The organism is Serratia sp. CoH_134_PS_4 (assembly GCF_058190535.1).
Genome location: NZ_JBXWKI010000003.1, coordinates 282,152 through 302,036, shown reverse-complemented (window position 1 = coordinate 302,036; position 19,885 = coordinate 282,152). Strand labels below are relative to the sequence as shown.

Genomic DNA, 19,885 nt, shown 5'->3' with positions numbered 1-19,885 from the left:
CTGCAGACTCATAAAGCGGCTCAAATAGCTGATGATGTGCGGAATGCGGAAAATCATGGTGCTGGTGTTACCGTCCTGATAGCGTTTGCCATCGACTTCCAGCCACAGATTCAGGCTGTGGGGATCGGCAATTTCGTCGGCCGTCACCAGCCAGGGGCCTGTGGGGCCAAAAGTGTCGCACCCTTTCCCCTTGTCCCAGGTACCGCCGCGTTCAATCTGGAATTCACGCTCAGAAACGTCGTTAATCACACAGTAACCAGCAACGTGGCGCATCGCGTCCTGCTCGCTGATATAGCGTCCGCCCTGGCCGATAATCACGCCCAGTTCCACTTCCCAGTCGGTCTTTAGCGAGTCGCGCGGGATTTGCACTTCATCGTTCGGCCCGACCACCGCGCTGGTCCATTTGTTGAACACCACGGGTTCAGACGGGATCGCCGCGCCGGTCTCCGCGGCGTGATCGGCGTAGTTCAGGCCGATGCAGATAAACTTGCCGATGCTGCCGACGCAGGGGCCAAGCCGCGGCTGACCTTCGACTCGCGGCAATTGGTTGATGTCCAGCATGCGCAGCTTGTCGAGCGCGGCTGGCAGCAACGCCTCACCGCTCAGGTCGGCAATATGCTGCGAAAGGTCGCGGATCTGTCCGTCTGCATCCAATATCCCTGGGCGTTCCTGCCCCGGTGCCCCATAGCGTAAAAGTTTCATTCAATCCTCTCCAAGAAAGTGGAGGTCTGGGTCAGCGGGCGTCGTGAACGTACACGGCGTAGATGAGGAGTCCGAGTACTGCCCAAGCGTGAAATGACAGGCGCAACGGCCCGATCGCCCATTCCTCAGTTGCTCCAGCCACCGTCAATAATCTGCACCGTACCTGTGGTGTAGGAACTGGCGTCAGAAGCCAGATACAGCGCCAGCTGGGCTATCTCGCCGGTGGTGCCGATGCGGCCAATCGGTTGGCGGGCAACAAATGCCTGATACACCTCTTCTTCGCTGCGCCCCTGCTCGCGTGCCTGCTCGGCAATTCGTTGACGCAACGACGGCGACTCTACCGTTCCGGGGCAAATGGCATTGCAACGAATACCCTGCGTGACGTAATCCGCCGCGACGGAGCGCGTCAGGCCGATCACGGCAGCTTTGGTCGCGCTGTAGGCAAAGCGGTTCGGCACCCCTTTCACACTGGAGGCAACTGAAGACATGTTGATAATCGAGCCGTTTTTGCGCGCCAACATGCCGGGCAAAAAGGCGCGGATCATGCGGAACATCGCCGTCACATTAAGATCGACGGCGAATGCCCACTGTTCTTCACTGCATTCCAGGATCGAACCGCTGTGCACCACGCCCGCACAGTTGAATAACACGTCGATCGGCCCGAGCGTTTCTGCCGCTGCGGCGATCGCCGCCGGATCGGTCACGTTCAGGGTCATCGGCTGAATGCCGGGCAATCCCTGTAGTTGCTCGGTGTTGATATCGGTGGCAATGACATCAGCGCCTGCCTCGGCAAAAAGCCTGGCGGTGCTCAAGCCAATGCCCTGCCCAGCTGCGGTGATCAGCACGCGTTTTCCGGTTAAATTCATTTTCGCTCCCTTGGCTTAAAGGTCTAATGGTCAGGCCACTAAAGGCGATTAAAGGTCAGGCCTTTAACATGACAAAAGACGCTGTTCGCGTTATGGTTTGGTGATAATGTTATAAGACTCGTTTAAAACAGCATTTTGATTAACCAACTTTTTACACTTGATTAACCATTACTCAAGCAGCTTGACTAATAATTGTGCGCTGAATCACTTTTACCCGAACAGCCTAAGGTAATATATGCCGATCACAAGACTGGAAAACCCAAGGATTTACAGGCAGATAGCCGACCAATTGAAACGGCTTATCGATAATAATGAATTTCCTCCCGGCAGCCGCCTGCCCTCCGAACGGGATCTGGCCCAGCAATTACAGGTCAGCCGTGCTTCCGTCCGTGAGGCGCTGATTGCGCTGGAAGTGATTGGGCTGGTGGATGTCAAAGTCGGCAATGGGGTGATTGTCCGGGCCCAAACGCCGGTGATGGCGTCGCAAGAACCGGTCATGGCGCAAGCCGGGCGCGATCAGTGGGCGGAAATCGATGATGAGTTGAATATCGAGCTGGATTTTAACGCCGAGCTGCCGCCATTCTCCCTGTTGCAAACCCGCCTGTTGATCGAGCCAGAAACCGCCGCGTTGGCGGCACGCCATGCCACCGATCAAGAACTGGCGGGCATCCGCGAGGCCTACGAGCAAAACTGTCGCGACAACCGCGCGGGATCGGCCACCCACCCCGGCGATCGGCTATTTCATATTCGTATCGCCCAGGCCAGCGGTAACCCGGCTTATGCCTTTATCATCGGCCATCTGCTCGGCCACCGTTACGGAAGCATGTTCCGCGTGCTGCAACGCCACTACACGCCTGACGATATGCCACACCGTTCCGAGCAAGAACACCGGGAGATTCTGGCGGCGATTGAAGCCCGTGACGTACGCGGAGCGCGCAAGGCAATGAAAGCCCATCTGGATGAAGTCATCGCCATTTTCACCCGCGCGCAGTAGACCCATCAGGCGTCATCGGGGCGGTGATAAATTATTTATCAAACCGCTCTTTTTTCCACATGCAGCCAAGGCCGAGGCACATTACACTGACAGCAGACAAGACCGGGCTATGCCACGGTTTGGGCCTTTCTCTGCTGCCTTTTTAAATGGATAACGACCGTTGAAGAACTCTTTCTCCACTTCATTGCTGGCGCTGTGCCTGTGTGCCGCGCCGCTGGCTGCGCAGGCCGCCGCCCCGCAACTGGCTTCGCAAATCGTCGACCAGTATGCCGAACATATTTTCTACAACAGCGGTGCCACCGGTATGGCGCTGGTGGTGATCGACGGGAATCAGGTGGTTAACCGCAGCTTTGGTGACACCAAACCCGGGAATAACCTGCGCCCACGGCCGGATTCACTGATCCGCATCGCCTCGATCACCAAGCTGATGACCAGTGAAGTCATGGTCAAGATGGCGGCAGAAGGCCGGGTTAAGCTCAATGATCCCTTGCGTAAATATGCCCCGCAGGGCGCTTACGTGCCGGCGTATAATACGCGCCAACCTATCACGCTGCTGAACCTGGCAACCCACACCAGCGCACTGCCGCGCGAACAGCCGGGCAAGAAGCCGCCAAAAACGCCCGTCTTTACCTGGCCGACCAAAGCGCAACGCTGGCAATGGTTGGAGCATGCCAACGTCACCGTGCCACCGGGCGTACGTGCGTCTTATTCCAACCTGGCGTATGACCTGCTGGCCGATGCACTGTCACGGGCGGCGGGCAAACCCTATAGCGCGCTGTTGAAGGAAAAAATCACCGCGCCGCTCGGCATGGTAGACACCACCCTCACCCCAAGTGCCGAACAGTGTTCACGCCTGATGGTGGCCTCGGCCGGGCCGAGCGCCTGCCGCGACACGACGGCGGCAGGCGGCAGCGGTGGTGTTTACTCTACCCCACGCGACATGCAGCGCTGGATGCAACAGTTCCTTACCTCTAACGTCTCAGGTTCACGCAAATCGACCGCCGCCAGCGAGCAAACCATGTACTTCCAGCGTAACGATCTGGTCTCGCTGAAAGGGATGGACGTACCGGGCGAAGCCAGCGCACTGGGTCTGGGTTGGGTGTATATGGCACCGAACGGTGAGCTGCCGGGGATTATTCAGAAAACGGGCGGTGGCGGCGGCTTTATTACCTATATGGCAATGATTCCGCAGAAAAATGTCGGCGTATTTGTGGTGGTCACTCGCTCAGAACTGAGCAAATTCACCAACATGAGCGACCCGGTTAACCGTCTGGTGGGCGAGTTAGCCGCCAACAAAAGCTAAGTTTAAGGGGGCAGCTTGCCGCTGCCCCCCGTTAATCTCAGGCTAAACTCATCTCGTGCATGACCGGATGGAAGTTACGCTTGAAGTAGATCAAACCGTTCCCTGCCGCACTTACCACGATCTGGCGGATCTGCACCAGATATACCTGATGGGTGCCAATACTCTGGATCTGCTCGATCTCGCCTTCCAGGCTCGCCAACGTATTACGCAACACCGGTTGGCCCAACGCACCATTTTGCCACGCATCCAGTCGGAAGCGCTCCTCCATGCTCACCTCCGTCATACCGGCAAAGTGGCGCGCCATCAGCTCTTGTTCGTGGTTCAACACGTTGACGCACAGCCGCTGATTCGCCTGGAAAACCGGGTTCATCGCGCTATTGCGGTTGATACACACCAGCAGCGTCGGCGGTGTATCCGTGACCGAGCACACCGCAGTGGCGGTGATACCACAGCGCCCTGCCGGACCATTGGTCGTCACGATATTTACCGCCGCTGACAGGCTGGCCATCGCGTCGCGAAACAGCAGACGGTGTTCATTTTCCTGAGACATACAAACCTCCTACCGGATCACTTAAGCAGTTTATCCAGTTGATTAATATCATCATTGTTATGCAGATGCGGTACTTTCCAGCCGTGCTGGTCGTAGTCGGACAGGCATTTGTCGACCATTTCCATCATCTTGCCCATGGTGCCGGATCCTTGCGCATGGCGCAGGCATTGCAGGCGGATCTCATCTTGGCTGCCGGCATAGTTGATCTCATACAACTCGTGACGACCGCCGAATTCACTGCCGATCGCGTCCCACATCAATTTGAGGATCTTGATACGTTCAACATGATCCATGCCGTCAGATCCACGCACATAGCGTGACAGATACTTGTCGATCTCTGGGTTGTTCATGTCACGGACACTCGACGGCAGGTAGATCAAACCGCTGGTAACGTTCTTTTCGATGATGTTCTTCACCTTGGCATAGGCCATCGGCGCCATCACGCGATAGGTCTGAATCGCGGCGGAATCTGGCAAATAAGCGCCGTTTTCCCACTTGGTGGCTTCAGCGCACATGGCATCGCTCAACGACCAGAACAGATTACGCCAGGCAACCACTTCGCCGAGATCGGCCTGCACGCCGCGGAACTCAAGCACCCCGGTACAAGACAGGCTTTTTTGCAGCAGTGCGGTAATGAAGTCCATCTTCACCGCCAAGCGTACGCACGCCTGTAACGGGAATAGCCGGGCAAAACCACCTTCGGTACTCCAACGGCGGCAACGATCGAAATCACGGTAGATCAGGACGTTTTCCCACGGGATCAACACATGATCCATAATCAGGATCGCATCGTTCTCATCAAAACGGCTCGATAGCGGGTAATCAAACGGTGATCCCGTGGCACCTGCGACCAATTCATAAGAAGCACGAGAGATCAGCTTCACCCCTTCAGCGTCCATCGGTGCGACAAACATCAGTGCGAAGTCCGGGTTATCGCCCATCACCTGCGCGGAGCCAAAGCCGATAAAGTTGTAGTGCGTCAACGCCGAGTTGGTCGCCACCACTTTGGCACCGCTGACAATGATGCCGGCGTCCGTCTCTTTCTCCACCTTAATGAACACGTCTTTCACTTCGTTGACCGGCTTGTGACGATCAATAGGCGGGTTGACGATAGCGTGGTTAAAGTACAGGCCGGTTTCCTGGATGCGTTTGTACCAATGGCGGGCGTTGTCGGCAAACTGACCATAAAACTCGGGATTGGCGCCCAGTGCGCAGCCAAACGCCGCTTTGTAATCTGGGGTACGCCCCATCCAACCGTAGCTCTGGCGCGACCAGTCGGCGATAGCATCGCGCTGTTGGCGCATCTCTTCAGGGCTGCGGGCGTAGCGGAAGAATTTGTGCGTGTAACCGCCGTTGCCGGTATCGGTATTCCAGCACAGGCGATCCTGACCGATCGGATCGTGCAATGCGTCATACAGTTGGCCGACTGACGCCGCCGCGTTACGGAACGCCGGATGAGTGGTAACATCTTTCACTCGCTCGCCATAAATGTAGATTTCACGGCCATCCTGCAAACTTTTCAGGTATTCGGCACCGGTGAACGGGCGTTTGCTGTCAGCACGAAAGTCTTCTGGTTTCATTCGTTGTCTTCCTCGTAATCGGCATTTTATGGGCCGTGTATTCGGCCACTTGTTAAAATAATGTTTTCTTTTGGTTGCTTAATTGAAGCTCCCAACGCCGATTTCGAGAAGAGACTTTTGCGGCAATCGCGGGTACTTTTCAGGTGGGTTTGCCGCTTTCGCGGCAAACTGTGATCCAGGCCGTATCCGGCCGTTACGAAAGGGAATGTTGTGCAGCGCGGTAACTTGAGGGAGAGCACCCTTCCAGCCGGTTGAAAAAACGCGCGAAATAGGCGGGATCCTTAAAGCCGAGGCTATAAGCGGTTTCATGCACCGTGCAGGCGCTGAACAGCAGCATCCGCTTGGCTTCACGCAATACGCGATCAAATATCAGCCGCTTGGGGGGCTGATTGGCAAAGCGCCGGCACAGATCGTTCAACCGTGATTCAGTCACCCCCAGCGCCTGAGCGTAGTCCGGTACCGGCAGGTGATCGCGGAAACGTTCATCGACCATCTTGTTGAAACGCTGGAACAACTTGAGCTCGCCGCGCACGCCGCTGGTCGCGGAATCCTCCAGTGCGGCATTGCGTAGCAACAGGGTCAATACCGCCTGCGCGAGCAGCGCCAGCGTCTGCTCGCGGCCGGCCAACCTTTGGCTGAACTCACGGCGAATCAGCGCCCAGTAATGGCTGAGCGCCGTTAATTCCTGCGGTGCGTCTGCCATCGACAAACAGATACCTGGCATATCCAATGCCAGATTGCTGCCGGGGTACAAGCGCTCCAGCAGCGGCCATATCAGCTCTTGACGCACCGTCAGTACGTGGCCGTCGCTGTCCGGTTCAGTAAAGAACGCGTGCGGTACCGAGGGCGGCGTCAGGATAAACAGCGGGGCCTGCACCGAATAGTGCTGGCTGTCCAACTGCAACTCAATCTTACCGGTCTCCAGGAAATGTACCTGGAAGAAACGGTCATGCCAGTGCACCTGCATATCGCGGCCAAAAAATGCCGCCAGCCCGGCGAAGGTTTCGTAGTGCACTTCATCCGTGGCGTAACGCGCATCGTATTCTTTGCAGATATCGATATTGGCGATAAAACCGGTACTTTTCTGCATTATTGTCCTCACTCTCCCCGAAAACGGGTTGAGCGTGCTCAACCCCTACAGGTGTTCGGTAGGGGCCCAGCATGCTGGGCCCGTCCATTACGGCGTGGCCCGTGGGCGCGAGCCCTGCATTGGGATACGCCAGACAAGTAACGCACCGATGATCAACAATGCCGAAACGAAGTACAGCCCAGAGTTAAAGCTCCCGGTCAGATCCTTAAACCAGCCGATCAACAACGGACTGACCGCCGATCCAATATTGCCGGTGGCGTTGATCACCGCGATCCCAATCGCCCGCGCCTCCAGACTGATCGATTGATCCGGCGTGGTCCAGAAGATCGCCATGGCGGTGAAGGACCCCACCGATGCCATCACGATCCCCAGCAATTGGATCATGCTGTGATCGGTCGCCGAAGCCAGCAACCAACCGGCCGCGGCAAACAGATACGGCAGTGCCGTATGGTGTTTTCGCTCCTGCAATCGATCCGATCGTTTACTCCACCAAATCATCCCGGCAATGGTACAGATCTGCGGGATCGCCGCCAGAATACCGATCACAATGTTGCTGCTGCCCTGGTTAAAGCTCTGCAAGATCTGTGGCGTCCAGATGTTGATGGCGCTCAGCGTATTGGTCAGGCAGAAATAGGCCAGCGTATACATCAGCACAATTGGCGTGAACACTTCCCGCCACAGGCTGCGCTGCTGCATCGCCCGGTGGCTACCTGGCCCGTTAGGCTGCACCAGTTGCAGCTTGTCGGCATCCATCATCGCTTTCAGACTGCTTTTTTCTTCATCGGTCAGCCATTTGGCTTTGGCCGGGGTATCGTCCAGATAGAACCACACCACCACACCCAGCAGCACTGAAGGAATCCCCTCCAACAGGAACAGCCATTGCCAACCCTTAAGGTTCATCAAGCCGTCCAGCGCCAAAATATAGCCGGATACCAGTGAACCGATCGCCATCGTGACCGGCATGGCGATCATAAACAGCGCGTTGGCACGGGCGCGGTAAAACGCCGGGAACCAATAGGTGAGATAAACCAAAATACCCGGCAGAAAACCGGCTTCGGTGATGCCGACGATCATCCGTAGCACATACAAGCTGGTCGGCCCGGTGGCAAACAGGGTGCAGGTTGAGGCGATCCCCCACAGCACCATGATGGTGGCGATCCAGCGCCGTGCCCCCACGATCCCCAGCATAATGTTGCTCGGAATACCAAAAATCACATAGGTGACGTAGAACAAGGTCGCTGCCAAACCAAACATGGTCGAGCTGAGGCCAAGATCCTTACCCATCGTCAGCCCGGCGAAACCGATATTGATGCGGTCGAGGAAAGAGAAAACAAACAGCACAAACAGGAAAATAATCAGTCGCCGAAATAACTTTTTAATCACCGATTGCTCGGCGGCGGTTAACGCTTTATGTTGCTGCGCCGGGTTAGCCGGTGGCAGCGAATCGACGTTGCTCATGGTGTCTCCAATAAGATTGCACCTATACCTTTATCTTTCACATCGCAGGGGTGTTGCCTGCAGCGTGAAATCTATTGGGTATACAACCTAATAAACGCTCGGGGATTGCACGGGGGCTTGCGCGTGTTTAAAGCGGCCTGCCAGCGTTTCCGCTGCCCGCGCCAGCAGAGTGGTATCCACTCCCACCGCGACAAACAGTGCGCCGGACGCCAGATAATGCTGCGCCAGTTCCGGATTCGCCGTCAAAATGCCCGGTGCCTTGCCGGCTGCGCTGATACGCGCAAGGGCGTCGTCGATGGTGCGCTGCACCTCCGGCTGCTGCGGATTACCGGCAAACCCCATATCTGCACTCAAATCCGCCGGGCCGATGAATACCCCGTCGACCCCGTCGACCTGCAGGATCTCGTCCAGATTTTTCACCGCCTCACGCGTTTCGATCTGCACTAACACGCACATCTGCGCGTCAGCCTGTTGCAGATAATCCGGCACCCGATTCCAGCGCGATGCACGCGCCAACGCACTGCCAACACCGCGTATACCGCTCGGTGGATAACGCGTGGCTCGCACCGCATCACGCGCCTGTTCGGCGTTTTGAATCATCGGGATCAGCAGCGTTTGCGCGCCAATATCCAGCAGTTGCTTAATCATCACCGCGTCATTCCACGCCGGGCGGACCACCGGCTGGCTCGGGTAAGGTGCGATCGCCTGCAACTGGCCCAGCACCGTTTGCACGTTGTTAGGCGCGTGCTCACCGTCGATCAACAGCCAATCGAAGCCAGAGCCGGCCAACAGTTCTGCGCTGTAACTGCTGCATAACCCCAGCCAGAGGCCAATCTGTGGGCGCTTTTCCTGCAACGCCTTCTTAAAAGAGTTGGTTAACATCGCATTCTCCCTGATTAACGGGCGCAGCCAGCAGCGCCCGGACACGCTTAAGGTTCGGCCAGCCGAACCCGCTGATTACACAAATCGGCAGCTAATGCAGCCCATCGGGCCATAATCCGCATGGAAGGTATCACCGCGCCGGGCGGCGACCGGCCGGGTGAAGGAACCGCCAAGGATCACCTGTCCCGCTTCCAGCTCCACGTCATACGGGAACAGCTTGTTGGCCAACCAAGCGACGCCATTGGCCGGATGGTTCAGCACCGCCGCCGCGACGCCAGACTCTTCGATGACGCCATTGCGGTACAACAACGCACTGATCCAACGTAGATCCAGTGCATCCGGTTTGATCGGTCTGCCTCCCATCACCACACCGGCGTTGGCGGCGTTGTCAGAAATGGTGTCGAATACCTTGCGGGGACGCTGCGTTTCGGGATCGACGTTGTGGCTGCGTGCATCGATGATCTCCAGCGCCGGAATGATGTAATCAGTGGCGTTATAGACATCAAACAATGTGCAATTTGGCCCGCGCAGAGGCTTGGCCAGCACAAACGCCAGCTCAACCTCAACCCGTGGCACGATAAAACGATCGATGGGAATGTCGCTACCATCATTGAAAAACATGTCATCGAGCAAGGCACCGAAATCCGGTTCCGTAATCTGCGAACTGACCTGCATAGCACGCGACGTCAGGCCGATCTTATGGCCCTTTAATGTGCGGCCTTCTGCAACCTTTAGCGCCACCCACTGCCGCTGAATGGCGTAAGCGTCCTCAATGGTGATCTCGGGATGATCCAGTGATAACGCGCGGATCTGTTCACGGCTCTGCTCCGCCTGATGCAAACGCTGCACGGCACGGCTAACCAGTTCTTTATCCAACATTGACGGCCCCTTACTCTTTGCGGAATAGCGCGTGGACATTGTTTTGTTTGTAGTTCAACACCGGATCCAGCTCTTCCATGGTGAAGGACAGCGCCAAATAGCGGCTGGCCATCAGCGCAGCAAAGTGCTCGGTGATCAGCGCGAACAACATTTCCCCTACCTGTTCACGACTTTCCAGGCTGCGGCCATGACCAATCTTCAGCGTCATATGCACGAAGGCGTAATCCTGCTTGCCGTCAGCCATCTGCCAGGTATCCAGCCAAATAGCGCGGCTGCGCACCCCGGCCAACGGGAAAATGCCGGTGTCCGCCAGTGCCTGGTTGACCTTGGCGAACAGCGTGGGCAAATCCGCCTCACGGCGGATATTGTCGGTACATTCAGCGTAAAAATGGGGCATGGCGACTCCTCAGGCTTCGGCTGGCAGCGGGAACACGGCATTAACCTGCCCGGTGCCGGAACTGGCGAACAGCGGCGTAACGAACTCCACCTTGCCGTCATATTTATCCCACCCCAGCAAGCCGAGCAGCATCACGGTGTCATGCATGTTGCCTTCGCCGTAGCAGTAATCGGCGTACTCCGGCAGCATTTCGCAAAACTCGCGGAAGCGCCCTTCCTCCCACAGCTTGACGACCCGTTCGTCCATTTGCTGGTCGAACTGACGCGTGTAACTGTTCATGCCTTCTTCAGCGCGCTGGTCGTCAATAAAACGGTGAGAAAGCGACCCGCTGGCCAGTACCGCCACCGTGCCATCGTATTTATCAATCGCGGTTTTGATCGCTTCACCCAAACGGCGGCTGTCGGCAAAGTCATGCACGGTGCAGAACGCAGAGATCGATATCACCTTGAAATGCTTATCGCTGTTCATATAGCGCATCGGCACCAGCGTGCCGTATTCCAGCTTCAGGCTTGGGATCTCATGCGCTTTGGCGCGCACTCCGAGTGCGCAGGCTTCGGCGGCAATCAACTGACCCAACGGAGGATTACCTTCGTATTCGTAGGTCATGTCGCGGATGAAGTGCGGCAGTTCATTACTGGTGTAGAGCCCCTCGAAGTGCGGGCTGCAATTGATGTGATATGCGCTGTTCACAAGCCAGTGGGTGTCGAACACAATAATGGTGTCGACACCCATTTCACGGCAGCGCGCGCTGATCTCTTTGTGACCGTCGATCGCCGACTGGCGGCAACCAAAGTTTTTTCCAGGAATTTCCGACAGATACATCGATGGAACATGTGTAATCTTGGCGGCTAACGCTAACTTACCCATACAACCTCACATGAAACAAAAATGATTCCGTGAAACAGTGCCGGGGCGGACTTAAACGCCCCAACGTGGGATCGGGTGATCACCCATGGAAATACACACGTTCTTCATCTCGGCAAACACTTCGAAGCTGTATTCCCCGCCTTCTCGGCCGGTGCCGGACGATTTCACGCCGCCAAAGGGCTGGCGCAAATCACGTACGTTTTGGGTGTTAACGAAAACCATACCCGCTTCAATATTGCGGGCCAGACGCAGCACCTTGCTCACATCCTGCGTCCAGATATACGACGCCAGGCCGTACTCCACGTCGTTGGCCATACGCAGGCCGTCTTCTTCTGATTTGAACGGCAGCAGGCAGGCCACTGGCCCAAAAATCTCCTCCTGCGCGATGCGCATACGGTTATCGACATCAGCCAGCACCGTCGGGCGCAGGAAGTTGCCGTGGCTCAAGCCAGCCGGTTTGTCCGGGCCGCCTGCCAGCAGGGTGGCGCCCTCTTCCAGCCCAAGGCGAATATAGCCAGAGACTTTTTCCCAGTGCTGCGGGCTGATCAGCGCCCCCACCTGGGTGTTGGGATCCTGCGGATCACCCACGCGCAGGCGGTTGGCACGCTCGGCGAAGCGTTTGACGAATTCCGGATAAATGCTCTCTTGAATGAAGATGCGCGAACCGGCCGTGCAGCGTTCACCATTGATCGAGAAAATGGTAAACAGCGCAGCATCCAGGGCACGTTCGATGTCCGCATCTTCAAAAATCAGCACCGGCGACTTGCCGCCCAGCTCCATGGAAAACTTCTTCAGCCCTGCGCTTTCAATAATGCGTCGACCGGTGGCGGTACCGCCGGTAAAGGACACGGCACGCACATCTTTATGGCGTACCAAGGCATCCCCGGCAGTCGCACCGTAGCCCTGCACCACATTGAGCACCCCGGCCGGGATACCCGCTTCCAGCGCCAGTTCCCCCAGACGATCGGCGGTCAGCGGCGACAGCTCGGACATTTTCAGCACTGCGGTGTTGCCCAATGCCAGGCAGGGCGCAGTTTTCCAGGTGGCCGTCATGAATGGCACGTTCCACGGCGAAACAAGCGCACACACCCCCACCGGCTGGATCAACGTGTAGTTGAGCATCTTGTCGTCCACCGGATAGGTGCGACCATTCATCTGCTGGCAGATCTCGGCGAAAAACTCAAAGTTGTGCGATGCGCGTGGAATCAACACGTTTTTGGTTTGGTGGATAGGCAGACCGGTATCGGCGGTTTCCATCTCCGCTATCTGCGGGACATTCTCGTCGATCAATTCACCCAAGCGACGCATCAGGCGTGCGCGCTCTTTCATTGGCGTATTGGCCCATTTCGGGAAAGCCTCTTTGGCGGCGGCCACCGCCTGATCGATCTCCAACTGCCCGCCAGACGCCACTTCTGCCAGCACCTCGCCGTTGGCCGGGTTGGTGGTGGTGAAATACGCTTTGCTGGCTACATTCTTACCGTTAATCCAATGGTTGATGGTTTTCATCGCAGGCTTTCCTCGTAATCTTTTTCACTGATGATGTGGTTAACCAAACGGCCAATGCCCTCGATCTCCACCACCACTTCGTCACCCGGCAACACGTCAGCCAGCCCTTTCGGCGTGCCGGTGGCGATCATGTCGCCCGGCTGCAGCGTCATAAATTCGCTCAGGTAACTGATCAGGTACGGAATATCGAAAATCATATCGGCGGTGCTGCCGCGCTGGCGCAGCTCGCCGTTGACGTAGGTGCTGAGCGCCAGGCGGTGCGGATCGGCAATATCGTCACGATCCACGATGTACGGCCCAATCGGCGTCAACGTGTCGCGGCTTTTTACCCGCAGATTCGGGCGGTAGTAGTTTTCCAGGTAATCGCGAATGGCGTAGTCGTTGCACAGGGTGTAACCCGCGACATAGTCCATGGCGTTTTCACGGCTGACATTGCGCGCAGTCTTGCCGATCACCGCCACCAGCTCGGCTTCGTAGTGCATATACTCGACGTCAGCCGGGCGCACCGACACCTGGCGGTGCCCGGTCAGGGTGTTTGGCGCTTTCAGGAACACCAAGGGTTCTTCCGGTGCCTTGAACTCCAGCTCGCTGGCGTGATCGGCGTAGTTCAGACCCAGCGCGAACACCGTGCCCTGTGCAGGCGGCAACCACTCGGCCTCCAGCTCGTTCAGAACGCTGCCGTCCGGCAGGGTAACGCGTAATTGTTCATCGACGCTGACGTTAACAATGTTGCCGTGATGGCGAATACGGGCGTGTCTCATGATGCTTCTCCTGCCTGCGTCACACGGTTAGTCAAGGTCGGCAGGCCGGCTGCGCGTACCCTGACTTCATCCCCCGGCATGATCTCCACACGTTGGTGTGGTGTGCCGATCAATACCGCGTCACCCGGCTGCAAGGTAATAAAATCGCTGATGGCCGCAATCAGCTCCGGCACCGAACGCACCAGATCGGCCGTTGACCAACGATCCCGCTCCACGCCATTGATTTCGGTGATGATTTCCAGCTTTGCCGAGGTCGCCAACTGGCCGATATCGCCTAACGGACAAAAGCCGTCGCGGCATTTCGCTTTGATTGCCGGCCGATAGAAGCTGCTTTCCGGCAGGCTGATGTCATTGGCCAGGGCATAACCGGCCAGATAATCAGCCACACGCTCGGCCGGCACCTTACGCGCGGTGTCGCCGATCACTACCGCCAAGGTTGCGCCGCTCTGTACCTGTTCACCGGCAGGAAACGGGATCGCCCCGCCGTTGGCGAGGTGGGTATTACGCGGCTTGATAAACCACACCGGGGTCTTCGGCGGGGTTTTATAAGGTAGCTCATGGAATGCCTGATCCCAGGCGTCAATTTGGCTGCGGTGGTTTAGCGCGACGGAAAATACGGTGCCTTTCATGCAAACTCCTTTCAATGACAGAACATGACAACCGGCATTCATTAATATGTTAATGATTACTTTTATACGCTGTTCAGCTTTTACGCAACGCGGGAGGGTTGATTTGTGATCGTGATAACAAAATATTCACAACCAGTGAACATTAGCGTGATTATTCAACGCATTAATCATTTTTAGGCGATTTTTCCACCCACAGGTACGTTTTCGCTTTATCCGGTAAGGTAAACTTGGCTACTATTAAGTTATTAATAAATCCAGGCAGTACATTGCGTTCTCTGCGATCGGTGCCGGAATAACAAACACCTTGATAGCAAAGGCTAAACCTATGCATGAATCCTTAACTATTGCCCTGCTGCAGGCACGTGAAACCGCCATGGGGTTTTTCCGCCCAATCCTGAAAAGCCATAATCTGACGGAACAGCAGTGGCGCATCATTCGCGTGCTGGCCAATAGCCGCTCCATTGAGTTCCATGAACTGGCGGCGGAAACCTGTATCTTGCGTCCCAGCCTGACCGGCATCTTGTCGCGTATGGAGCGCGATAAGCTGATTTTCCGCCTGAAGCCGGTTAACGATCAGCGCAAGCTCTACGTTTCACTGACCCAGCAAGGCCAAGAGTTGTATGAGGTGGCACGTCATCAGGTCGAACAGGGGTACGGTGAGATCGAAGCCGCATTCTCGCAGCAGAAGATGGACCAACTAATGGCACTGCTGGACGAGCTGATCACTCTGGGGGATAAATTGCCCGCCAACGTAACCGCCCATCCCACAAAGAAATGATCCTCCCGGCTATCATCCTCAATGAATTGGCGTTGCCGCTTGGCGGGCGGTAGGGGCGCTGCGTGCTGCGCCCTGTTAGCCGGTCCGAATATATTCGCCCCTGCGGTGAGCGTAGGCAGCCAACAACGCTGCAACTTCAGGCAAGAAGAGGATGGGCCTCGGGTAATAATGCGCCGCCATCCACCACCAGCGTCTGCCCGGTAATATAGGCCGCCGCCGGTGAGGCCAGGAACACCATCGCCGCAGCAATGTCTTCAGGTTCCCCCAGCCGCCCGAGTGGCACTGCGGCGGCAATGGCCTGATTGACCGTGGCACCACCCAGGTTGGCCATCGCCGGTGTGCGGATCATCCCCGGCTCCACGCCGTTCACCCGCACGCCTGCCTCTGCCAGCTCCAGCGCTGCCGCGCGAATAAAACCGTTAACCCCGGCCTTGGAGGCGGCATAATGCGCCAACCCCGGATAAGCCACCCGTGGGCCCGTCACCGATGAGGTCACCAGAATGCTACCGCCGCCCTGGCGCTGCATCCAGGGTAACGCCGCCTGCGCCAGAAAGAACGGAGCCATCAGATTGACGCTCAGCGTGCGTTGCAACAGCTCAGCATCGATTTCGGCAAACGGCGTCAGCGGGAAATACGCCGCATTGTGGATCACGACGTCCAGCCGCTGATAACGTTGCCCCACTGCCGCCACCCATTCTGCAATCTGCCCAGGGTCCGCCAAATCGCAGGCCATCGCCTGCACCTGCCAGCCCTGCTGTTGCAGCGTCTCAGCCGCTGCTTGTGCCTTTTGTCGCTGCAGATCCGCCATCACTACCGTCGCACCCAACTGGGCAAAAGCGCTGACAATCGCCAGCCCAATGCCCTGTGCACCGCCGGTTACCAGCACGACCTTGCCGCTGAAGGCATCGTCCGCATACGTCGTCTTCATCGGCTTATCCCCGTGGATGGCGGGTCGTATTGAGCACTTGCGCATGGGCACCCACCGCAAAATTGCTTAGCGCACTGAAATCGCTGCCCTGATAACCGAGGATCTTGCCGTCAGTTCGCATCCCTTGCAGATCGATCATTACCACCCCTAACGTTGGTACGATTTTCTCGCGCCAGACGAACAAGTAGAGTTTTTCAGCTACTTTCACGTAGTGGCAGCGATCGACATCCGCCAACCCTTTCTCCACACCGTCCAGACACTGCCAGGCGTAGAAATTGTCGTTCAGGTAGATATGTTCGTAACGTTCTGTCGGGCTATAGGTGTACATATTGCGCATACCGATCAACTCGTCGGTGAAATGCGGCGGTGTAACCTTGGCATCATCCAAGGTACCAAATTGGAACTCGACGTTGACCGCCGTTAACGGCAGCCCCTGCTCAACGCGGCTGAAGGCATCCAGACGGGTTTGCTCCTCACTCGGCAACTGGCCGTACACCGCAGTGAAATTGCCCTGGTTGCGATCGCACACCAGCGTGATACTGGCGTTATCCTGTGCGGGATCGAGACAATCGATAAACAAAATGCCGGGACGAATGCTGGTAGCCCGATAAGCAATGCCCCGGTACTCGCCCCAGCTCAGCGTCTGCTCGTCCACAAAATGACAGCTCAGCATTTCCCCGTCGGTAAAGCGCAATACCAGCGTGCTGCCGCTCAGTCCGTGCTGTTGCTCCAGCGTATTGCTGTGTGGGGCAAAACCTTCCGCCAACGCGCCAACCTGAATAAATACCGCTTCTGAACTCATTTGATGCTCCTTAAAGAGAAGTGAAAGCCAATGTCGGTACGTCAACAATGGTTGAACCGCCGTCCGCCACAAGTGCCGCGCCGGTAATGATTGACGCTTCCGCCGAACAGAGAAAACGACAGATGCCGGCAATTTCTTCGGCGCTGGCCGGGCGGCGCAGCGGCACGTCACGGCAGACATGCTGGTAGGCCTGTTCCAGCGTAAGTTGGTGCGCTGCCATCAACGGCTGCATTTCTTCATCCGCCATCGGTGTCGTGACCCACCCCGGGCAGACGGCATTGGCACGCACGCCTTGTGGGCCATAATCGCGGGCGATGGATCGCATCAGCCCGATCAACGCGTGTTTGGCGGTGACATAGCCGCAGACCTCCGGCCCGGCGGCCAGCGAGGCGATAGACGCGACAAACAACAGATTACCGCCGGTTTTAACCAGCTCCGGCAGGCAAGCACGGGCGCTGGCAAACGCACTATTGAGATTGCTGTCCAGCGCGTGGCGCCAGTGGTCATCGCTCATCTCGGTAATGCGCCCCAACCCCATGCCGCCCGCGCTTCCTATCAGGCAGTCGATGCGCCCAGCCTGCTGCAAAATGGCCGGCAGCAGCACGGTTTTCCAACAGTCCCCGCTGGACGCGTCGCCCACTAAAGCCTGTGCGCCAATGTCGTCTGCCAGCGCCATCAGGGGTTCACGACGACGGCCGATGATGAACACGCGGTCGCCGTTGCCCGCCAGCAATCGGGCACAGGCGGCGCCAACACCGGTGCCACCACCGGTAATCACTACGACTCTACTCATCCAGTTTCTCCATCAATTGGCCGATCATCAGCAAACTGCTCAACAGCAGCCGCCGCTGTTCCGGCTCCAGCCGCAGATAGCGGCGACCTGCCGGCAACCGGCTGACCACTTCCGAAGCGGCAAAATGCTCGATCTCCAACCGCCAACGGCCAGCGACCGCCGTCAGTTGAATACGACGAAAATCAAGCTGTTCCAGCGTTTGACCTATTTGCGGATAACGCTGCAGGGCAGCAATCACCTGTTGCGCCACGGCATCTTCTCGGCGGGTGCGGTACACCACGCCGCGTCGACGTAGCCAACCCCCTGCGGTGATACGTAGCGTCAGCGGCGCCTTCAGCGTGCAATCACCCTGCAACAGAAAACGGTGGCTGACGATATGCGCCATAAACAACGCGCTAACCTGTTCGCTGATGTCGATCACCGGCCCCTGCGGCAAGGTCAGGCGCAGCAAACAGGGCGACAGACGCTCACAGGCATAAGGTTGCAGGTTGTTTGCCAGGCGGCTCAGGGTTACCCCAGGCTGATAGCCGGCTGGCGCGCGCTGCCAAAGGCGGTTAAGTGAGGGAAGTAAGCCGATCAAACTGCGCCTCCTCGTTTTCTGCTTTCGCGAAGGCAGTTTCCAGCACCTGTTCAACCGGCACGGGCTTGAACGGGTTAACCTTCTGCACGCACAGGGTCCAGAACAGCGCATAGGCCGCAGTCAGGCCAATCATGATGCTGAAAGGAATGTAGACGGCGCGTGGGTTCATACCCGGCGGGGTGATATAGATAATCGCCAGCACGATGCCCACACTGGAAATGATTTGTGGCAGCGGGAACCACGGCGATTTATATGCGCGTGGCAAGTCTGGACGACGAATACGCAGGATCACCACCGAACAGGTCACCAGCAGGTAAGCCACGCCCCAGGCGCAGACCGCTGCCAGCACCAAGGGGATAATGCGATCGAGATTGCCCTGAATGGCAAAGGCGTGAATACAGGGGATCAGCACCGCCACCACAATCCCCACCACCGGGGTTTTAAAACGCGGGTGCAGATAGGCGAAGATACGCGGCAGTGCGCCGTCCAGCGCCATGCCGTAAAGAATGCGCGGTACCGCCGCCATCAGCGTATTAATGGTGGCCGCGCCGGCCAGCAACAGCCCGACGCCCAGCCAGTATTTGCCGAACTCCCCCATTACCTGGCCAGCAAAGGCCGGGATCGCCATCGGCGTATCCAGCAGGTGAACGCCATTGGCGGCATCCACGACCACGTTTTCCACCTGATGACTGAGTGCCGCACCGTATAGCGCCATGCAAACCGCCACGCCGCACAACCCCAGCGACATTGCACGCGGGATCACACTGGCGGAACGTTTGATCTCCGGCGCCATCGGCGTGACCAACTCACAGCCGACGAACATGAACATCGCCATGCCAATCAGGCTAAATACCGCGAACGGATCGCTTAGGCTCAACGTGCTGCCAAACCAGCCTTCCAGAGGAACCGCATGCGGCGACAGCAGCCCGGCAATGCCAAAGATCACCAGCGTGCTCCACATCGCGAAGGTCAGCACGATTTCCGCTTTGCCGAACGCCTCAATACCGAATGCGTTAAGCAACCCGAACACAATCACCAACCCAACCCCCACCATCCAGGACGCATTATGGGTTTCCATCAGGGTGTTAAGGTGTTCAAAATTCACCAGCGCCATAATGCCGGACAGAATGGTTTCTGCAGTACCGGCAAAGATATGCACGATCAGGTAGGCTGACAGCGCGCCGGTGATGGCAAAAAAGCGCCCCATGCCACAGGCGATATAGTCGTATACCGAGCCGGACGTCGGCAATATCGCCGCCGCCTCGGAGAACGTGGTGAGCTGGGCCTGCATCATAATAAAAGCGATCAGCATCGCCAGCGCGAAGGTGTCGCCGCCGATACCAAAACCACTGGTGACAGTGAGGATCACCGGACTGGCCATAATCACCCCGACCGAGCTGGCCAGCGTGGTGGGGAATCCGACCTTACCCCGCTCAAGGTGGGCGTGAAGCCGCGACGACAGGTTCATGGTTATTTCCTCTTATAGTTTTATCGTTTTGCCCTGATGGTGCATTTGCAGGTTTTACGTCGCCAGTGGCGG

The 19,885-nt window shown here is 57.3% G+C and carries 21 protein-coding genes; 3 read left to right on the top strand and 18 right to left on the bottom strand.

The window, feature by feature from the left end; genetic code table 11:
* The coding region (locus AC2FCQ_RS08280; RefSeq protein WP_490658448.1) for a fumarylacetoacetate hydrolase family protein at window positions 1-702 on the bottom strand (702 nt) is incomplete at its 3' end.
* A gap of 125 nt (window positions 703-827) precedes the next feature.
* Window positions 828-1,568, bottom strand: a complete 741-nt coding sequence (locus AC2FCQ_RS08275) for an SDR family oxidoreductase (RefSeq protein ID WP_265555830.1) — start codon at window positions 1,566-1,568, stop codon at window positions 828-830.
* A 235-nt stretch (window positions 1,569-1,803) separates the two neighbouring features.
* On the opposite strand from AC2FCQ_RS08275, the gene AC2FCQ_RS08270 reads away from it, so the two are divergent.
* Both AC2FCQ_RS08270 and ampH read left to right on the top strand, forming a co-directional pair.
* Window positions 1,804-2,562 (top strand): FadR/GntR family transcriptional regulator, encoded by a 759-nt coding sequence (locus tag AC2FCQ_RS08270; protein ID WP_209634865.1) that lies wholly within the window; start codon window positions 1,804-1,806, stop codon window positions 2,560-2,562.
* Between the two features lie 160 nt (window positions 2,563-2,722).
* The gene (gene ampH / locus AC2FCQ_RS08265) at window positions 2,723-3,865 is read left to right on the top strand and encodes a D-alanyl-D-alanine-carboxypeptidase/endopeptidase AmpH (protein ID WP_209634862.1); all 1,143 of its coding nucleotides are present in this window, start codon (window positions 2,723-2,725) and stop codon (window positions 3,863-3,865) included.
* A gap of 37 nt (window positions 3,866-3,902) precedes the next feature.
* Here ampH and hpaC read toward each other — a convergent pair whose 3' ends face one another.
* The 11 genes from hpaC to AC2FCQ_RS08210 all read right to left on the bottom strand — a co-directional run bounded on the left by hpaC (window position 3,903) and on the right by AC2FCQ_RS08210 (window position 14,464).
* Complete coding sequence (gene hpaC, locus AC2FCQ_RS08260; protein ID WP_490308030.1) at window positions 3,903-4,415, bottom strand: 4-hydroxyphenylacetate 3-monooxygenase, reductase component; 513 nt, start codon at window positions 4,413-4,415, stop codon at window positions 3,903-3,905.
* Between the two features lie 17 nt (window positions 4,416-4,432).
* The gene (gene hpaB, locus AC2FCQ_RS08255; RefSeq protein WP_209634854.1) at window positions 4,433-5,995 is read right to left on the bottom strand and encodes a 4-hydroxyphenylacetate 3-monooxygenase, oxygenase component; all 1,563 of its coding nucleotides are present in this window, start codon (window positions 5,993-5,995) and stop codon (window positions 4,433-4,435) included.
* A gap of 193 nt (window positions 5,996-6,188) precedes the next feature.
* Window positions 6,189-7,085: a 4-hydroxyphenylacetate catabolism regulatory protein HpaA gene (hpaA, locus tag AC2FCQ_RS08250; RefSeq protein ID WP_490308029.1), complete on the bottom strand. Its 897-nt coding sequence runs from the start codon at window positions 7,083-7,085 to the stop codon at window positions 6,189-6,191.
* Between the two features lie 87 nt (window positions 7,086-7,172).
* Window positions 7,173-8,543 carry a 4-hydroxyphenylacetate permease gene (hpaX, locus tag AC2FCQ_RS08245; RefSeq protein ID WP_209634848.1) on the bottom strand — a complete coding sequence of 457 codons (1,371 nt, stop codon included), beginning with the start codon at window positions 8,541-8,543 and terminating at the stop codon, window positions 7,173-7,175.
* A gap of 87 nt (window positions 8,544-8,630) precedes the next feature.
* Window positions 8,631-9,425, bottom strand: a complete 795-nt coding sequence (gene hpaI, locus AC2FCQ_RS08240; protein ID WP_209634845.1) for a 4-hydroxy-2-oxoheptanedioate aldolase — start codon at window positions 9,423-9,425, stop codon at window positions 8,631-8,633.
* A 75-nt stretch (window positions 9,426-9,500) separates the two neighbouring features.
* On the bottom strand, window positions 9,501-10,304 hold the full coding sequence (hpaH, locus tag AC2FCQ_RS08235) for a 2-oxo-hept-4-ene-1,7-dioate hydratase (protein WP_209634842.1): 804 nt from the start codon (window positions 10,302-10,304) through the stop codon (window positions 9,501-9,503).
* Window positions 10,305-10,314: 10 nt separating this feature from the next.
* Entirely contained in the window at window positions 10,315-10,701 is a 387-nt protein-coding gene (locus tag AC2FCQ_RS08230; protein ID WP_209634839.1) for a 5-carboxymethyl-2-hydroxymuconate Delta-isomerase, read from the bottom strand.
* A 9-nt stretch (window positions 10,702-10,710) separates the two neighbouring features.
* A complete protein-coding gene (gene hpaD / locus AC2FCQ_RS08225) occupies window positions 10,711-11,568 on the bottom strand; it encodes a 3,4-dihydroxyphenylacetate 2,3-dioxygenase (RefSeq protein ID WP_490308028.1) in 858 nt (285 codons plus the stop codon).
* Window positions 11,569-11,619: 51 nt separating this feature from the next.
* A complete protein-coding gene (hpaE, locus tag AC2FCQ_RS08220) occupies window positions 11,620-13,074 on the bottom strand; it encodes a 5-carboxymethyl-2-hydroxymuconate semialdehyde dehydrogenase (RefSeq protein WP_209634833.1) in 1,455 nt (484 codons plus the stop codon).
* Window positions 13,071-13,835, bottom strand: coding sequence for a fumarylacetoacetate hydrolase family protein (locus AC2FCQ_RS08215; protein ID WP_490308027.1), 765 nt, complete (start codon window positions 13,833-13,835; stop codon window positions 13,071-13,073). Before AC2FCQ_RS08215 ends, hpaE begins: the two co-directional genes overlap by 4 nt.
* Window positions 13,832-14,464 (bottom strand): fumarylacetoacetate hydrolase family protein, encoded by a 633-nt coding sequence (locus AC2FCQ_RS08210; RefSeq protein ID WP_490308026.1) that lies wholly within the window; start codon window positions 14,462-14,464, stop codon window positions 13,832-13,834. The genes AC2FCQ_RS08215 and AC2FCQ_RS08210 overlap by 4 nt, the downstream gene beginning before the upstream one ends.
* A 325-nt stretch (window positions 14,465-14,789) precedes the next feature.
* Between AC2FCQ_RS08210 and hpaR the strand changes: the two genes are divergently transcribed.
* A complete protein-coding gene (gene hpaR / locus AC2FCQ_RS08205; protein ID WP_209634824.1) occupies window positions 14,790-15,242 on the top strand; it encodes a homoprotocatechuate degradation operon regulator HpaR in 453 nt (150 codons plus the stop codon).
* A 136-nt stretch (window positions 15,243-15,378) separates the two neighbouring features.
* On the opposite strand, the gene AC2FCQ_RS08200 is transcribed toward hpaR, so the two are convergent.
* The 5 genes from AC2FCQ_RS08200 to AC2FCQ_RS08180 are packed head-to-tail and all read right to left on the bottom strand — an operon-like array spanning window position 15,379 to window position 19,813.
* Window positions 15,379-16,170, bottom strand: coding sequence for an SDR family oxidoreductase (locus AC2FCQ_RS08200; RefSeq protein ID WP_209634821.1), 792 nt, complete (start codon window positions 16,168-16,170; stop codon window positions 15,379-15,381).
* Window positions 16,171-16,174: 4 nt separating this feature from the next.
* The gene (locus AC2FCQ_RS08195; protein WP_490308025.1) at window positions 16,175-16,972 is read right to left on the bottom strand and encodes a MoaF C-terminal domain-containing protein; all 798 of its coding nucleotides are present in this window, start codon (window positions 16,970-16,972) and stop codon (window positions 16,175-16,177) included.
* A 10-nt stretch (window positions 16,973-16,982) separates the two neighbouring features.
* Window positions 16,983-17,765: an SDR family NAD(P)-dependent oxidoreductase gene (locus AC2FCQ_RS08190; RefSeq protein WP_209634816.1), complete on the bottom strand. Its 783-nt coding sequence runs from the start codon at window positions 17,763-17,765 to the stop codon at window positions 16,983-16,985.
* Window positions 17,758-18,345, bottom strand: a complete 588-nt coding sequence (locus AC2FCQ_RS08185) for a DUF3156 family protein (protein WP_490308024.1) — start codon at window positions 18,343-18,345, stop codon at window positions 17,758-17,760. Before AC2FCQ_RS08185 ends, AC2FCQ_RS08190 begins: the two co-directional genes overlap by 8 nt.
* A complete protein-coding gene (locus AC2FCQ_RS08180) occupies window positions 18,320-19,813 on the bottom strand; it encodes an APC family permease (RefSeq protein WP_490308023.1) in 1,494 nt (497 codons plus the stop codon). Before AC2FCQ_RS08180 ends, AC2FCQ_RS08185 begins: the two co-directional genes overlap by 26 nt.
* Between the last annotated feature and the right edge of the window lie 72 nt (window positions 19,814-19,885).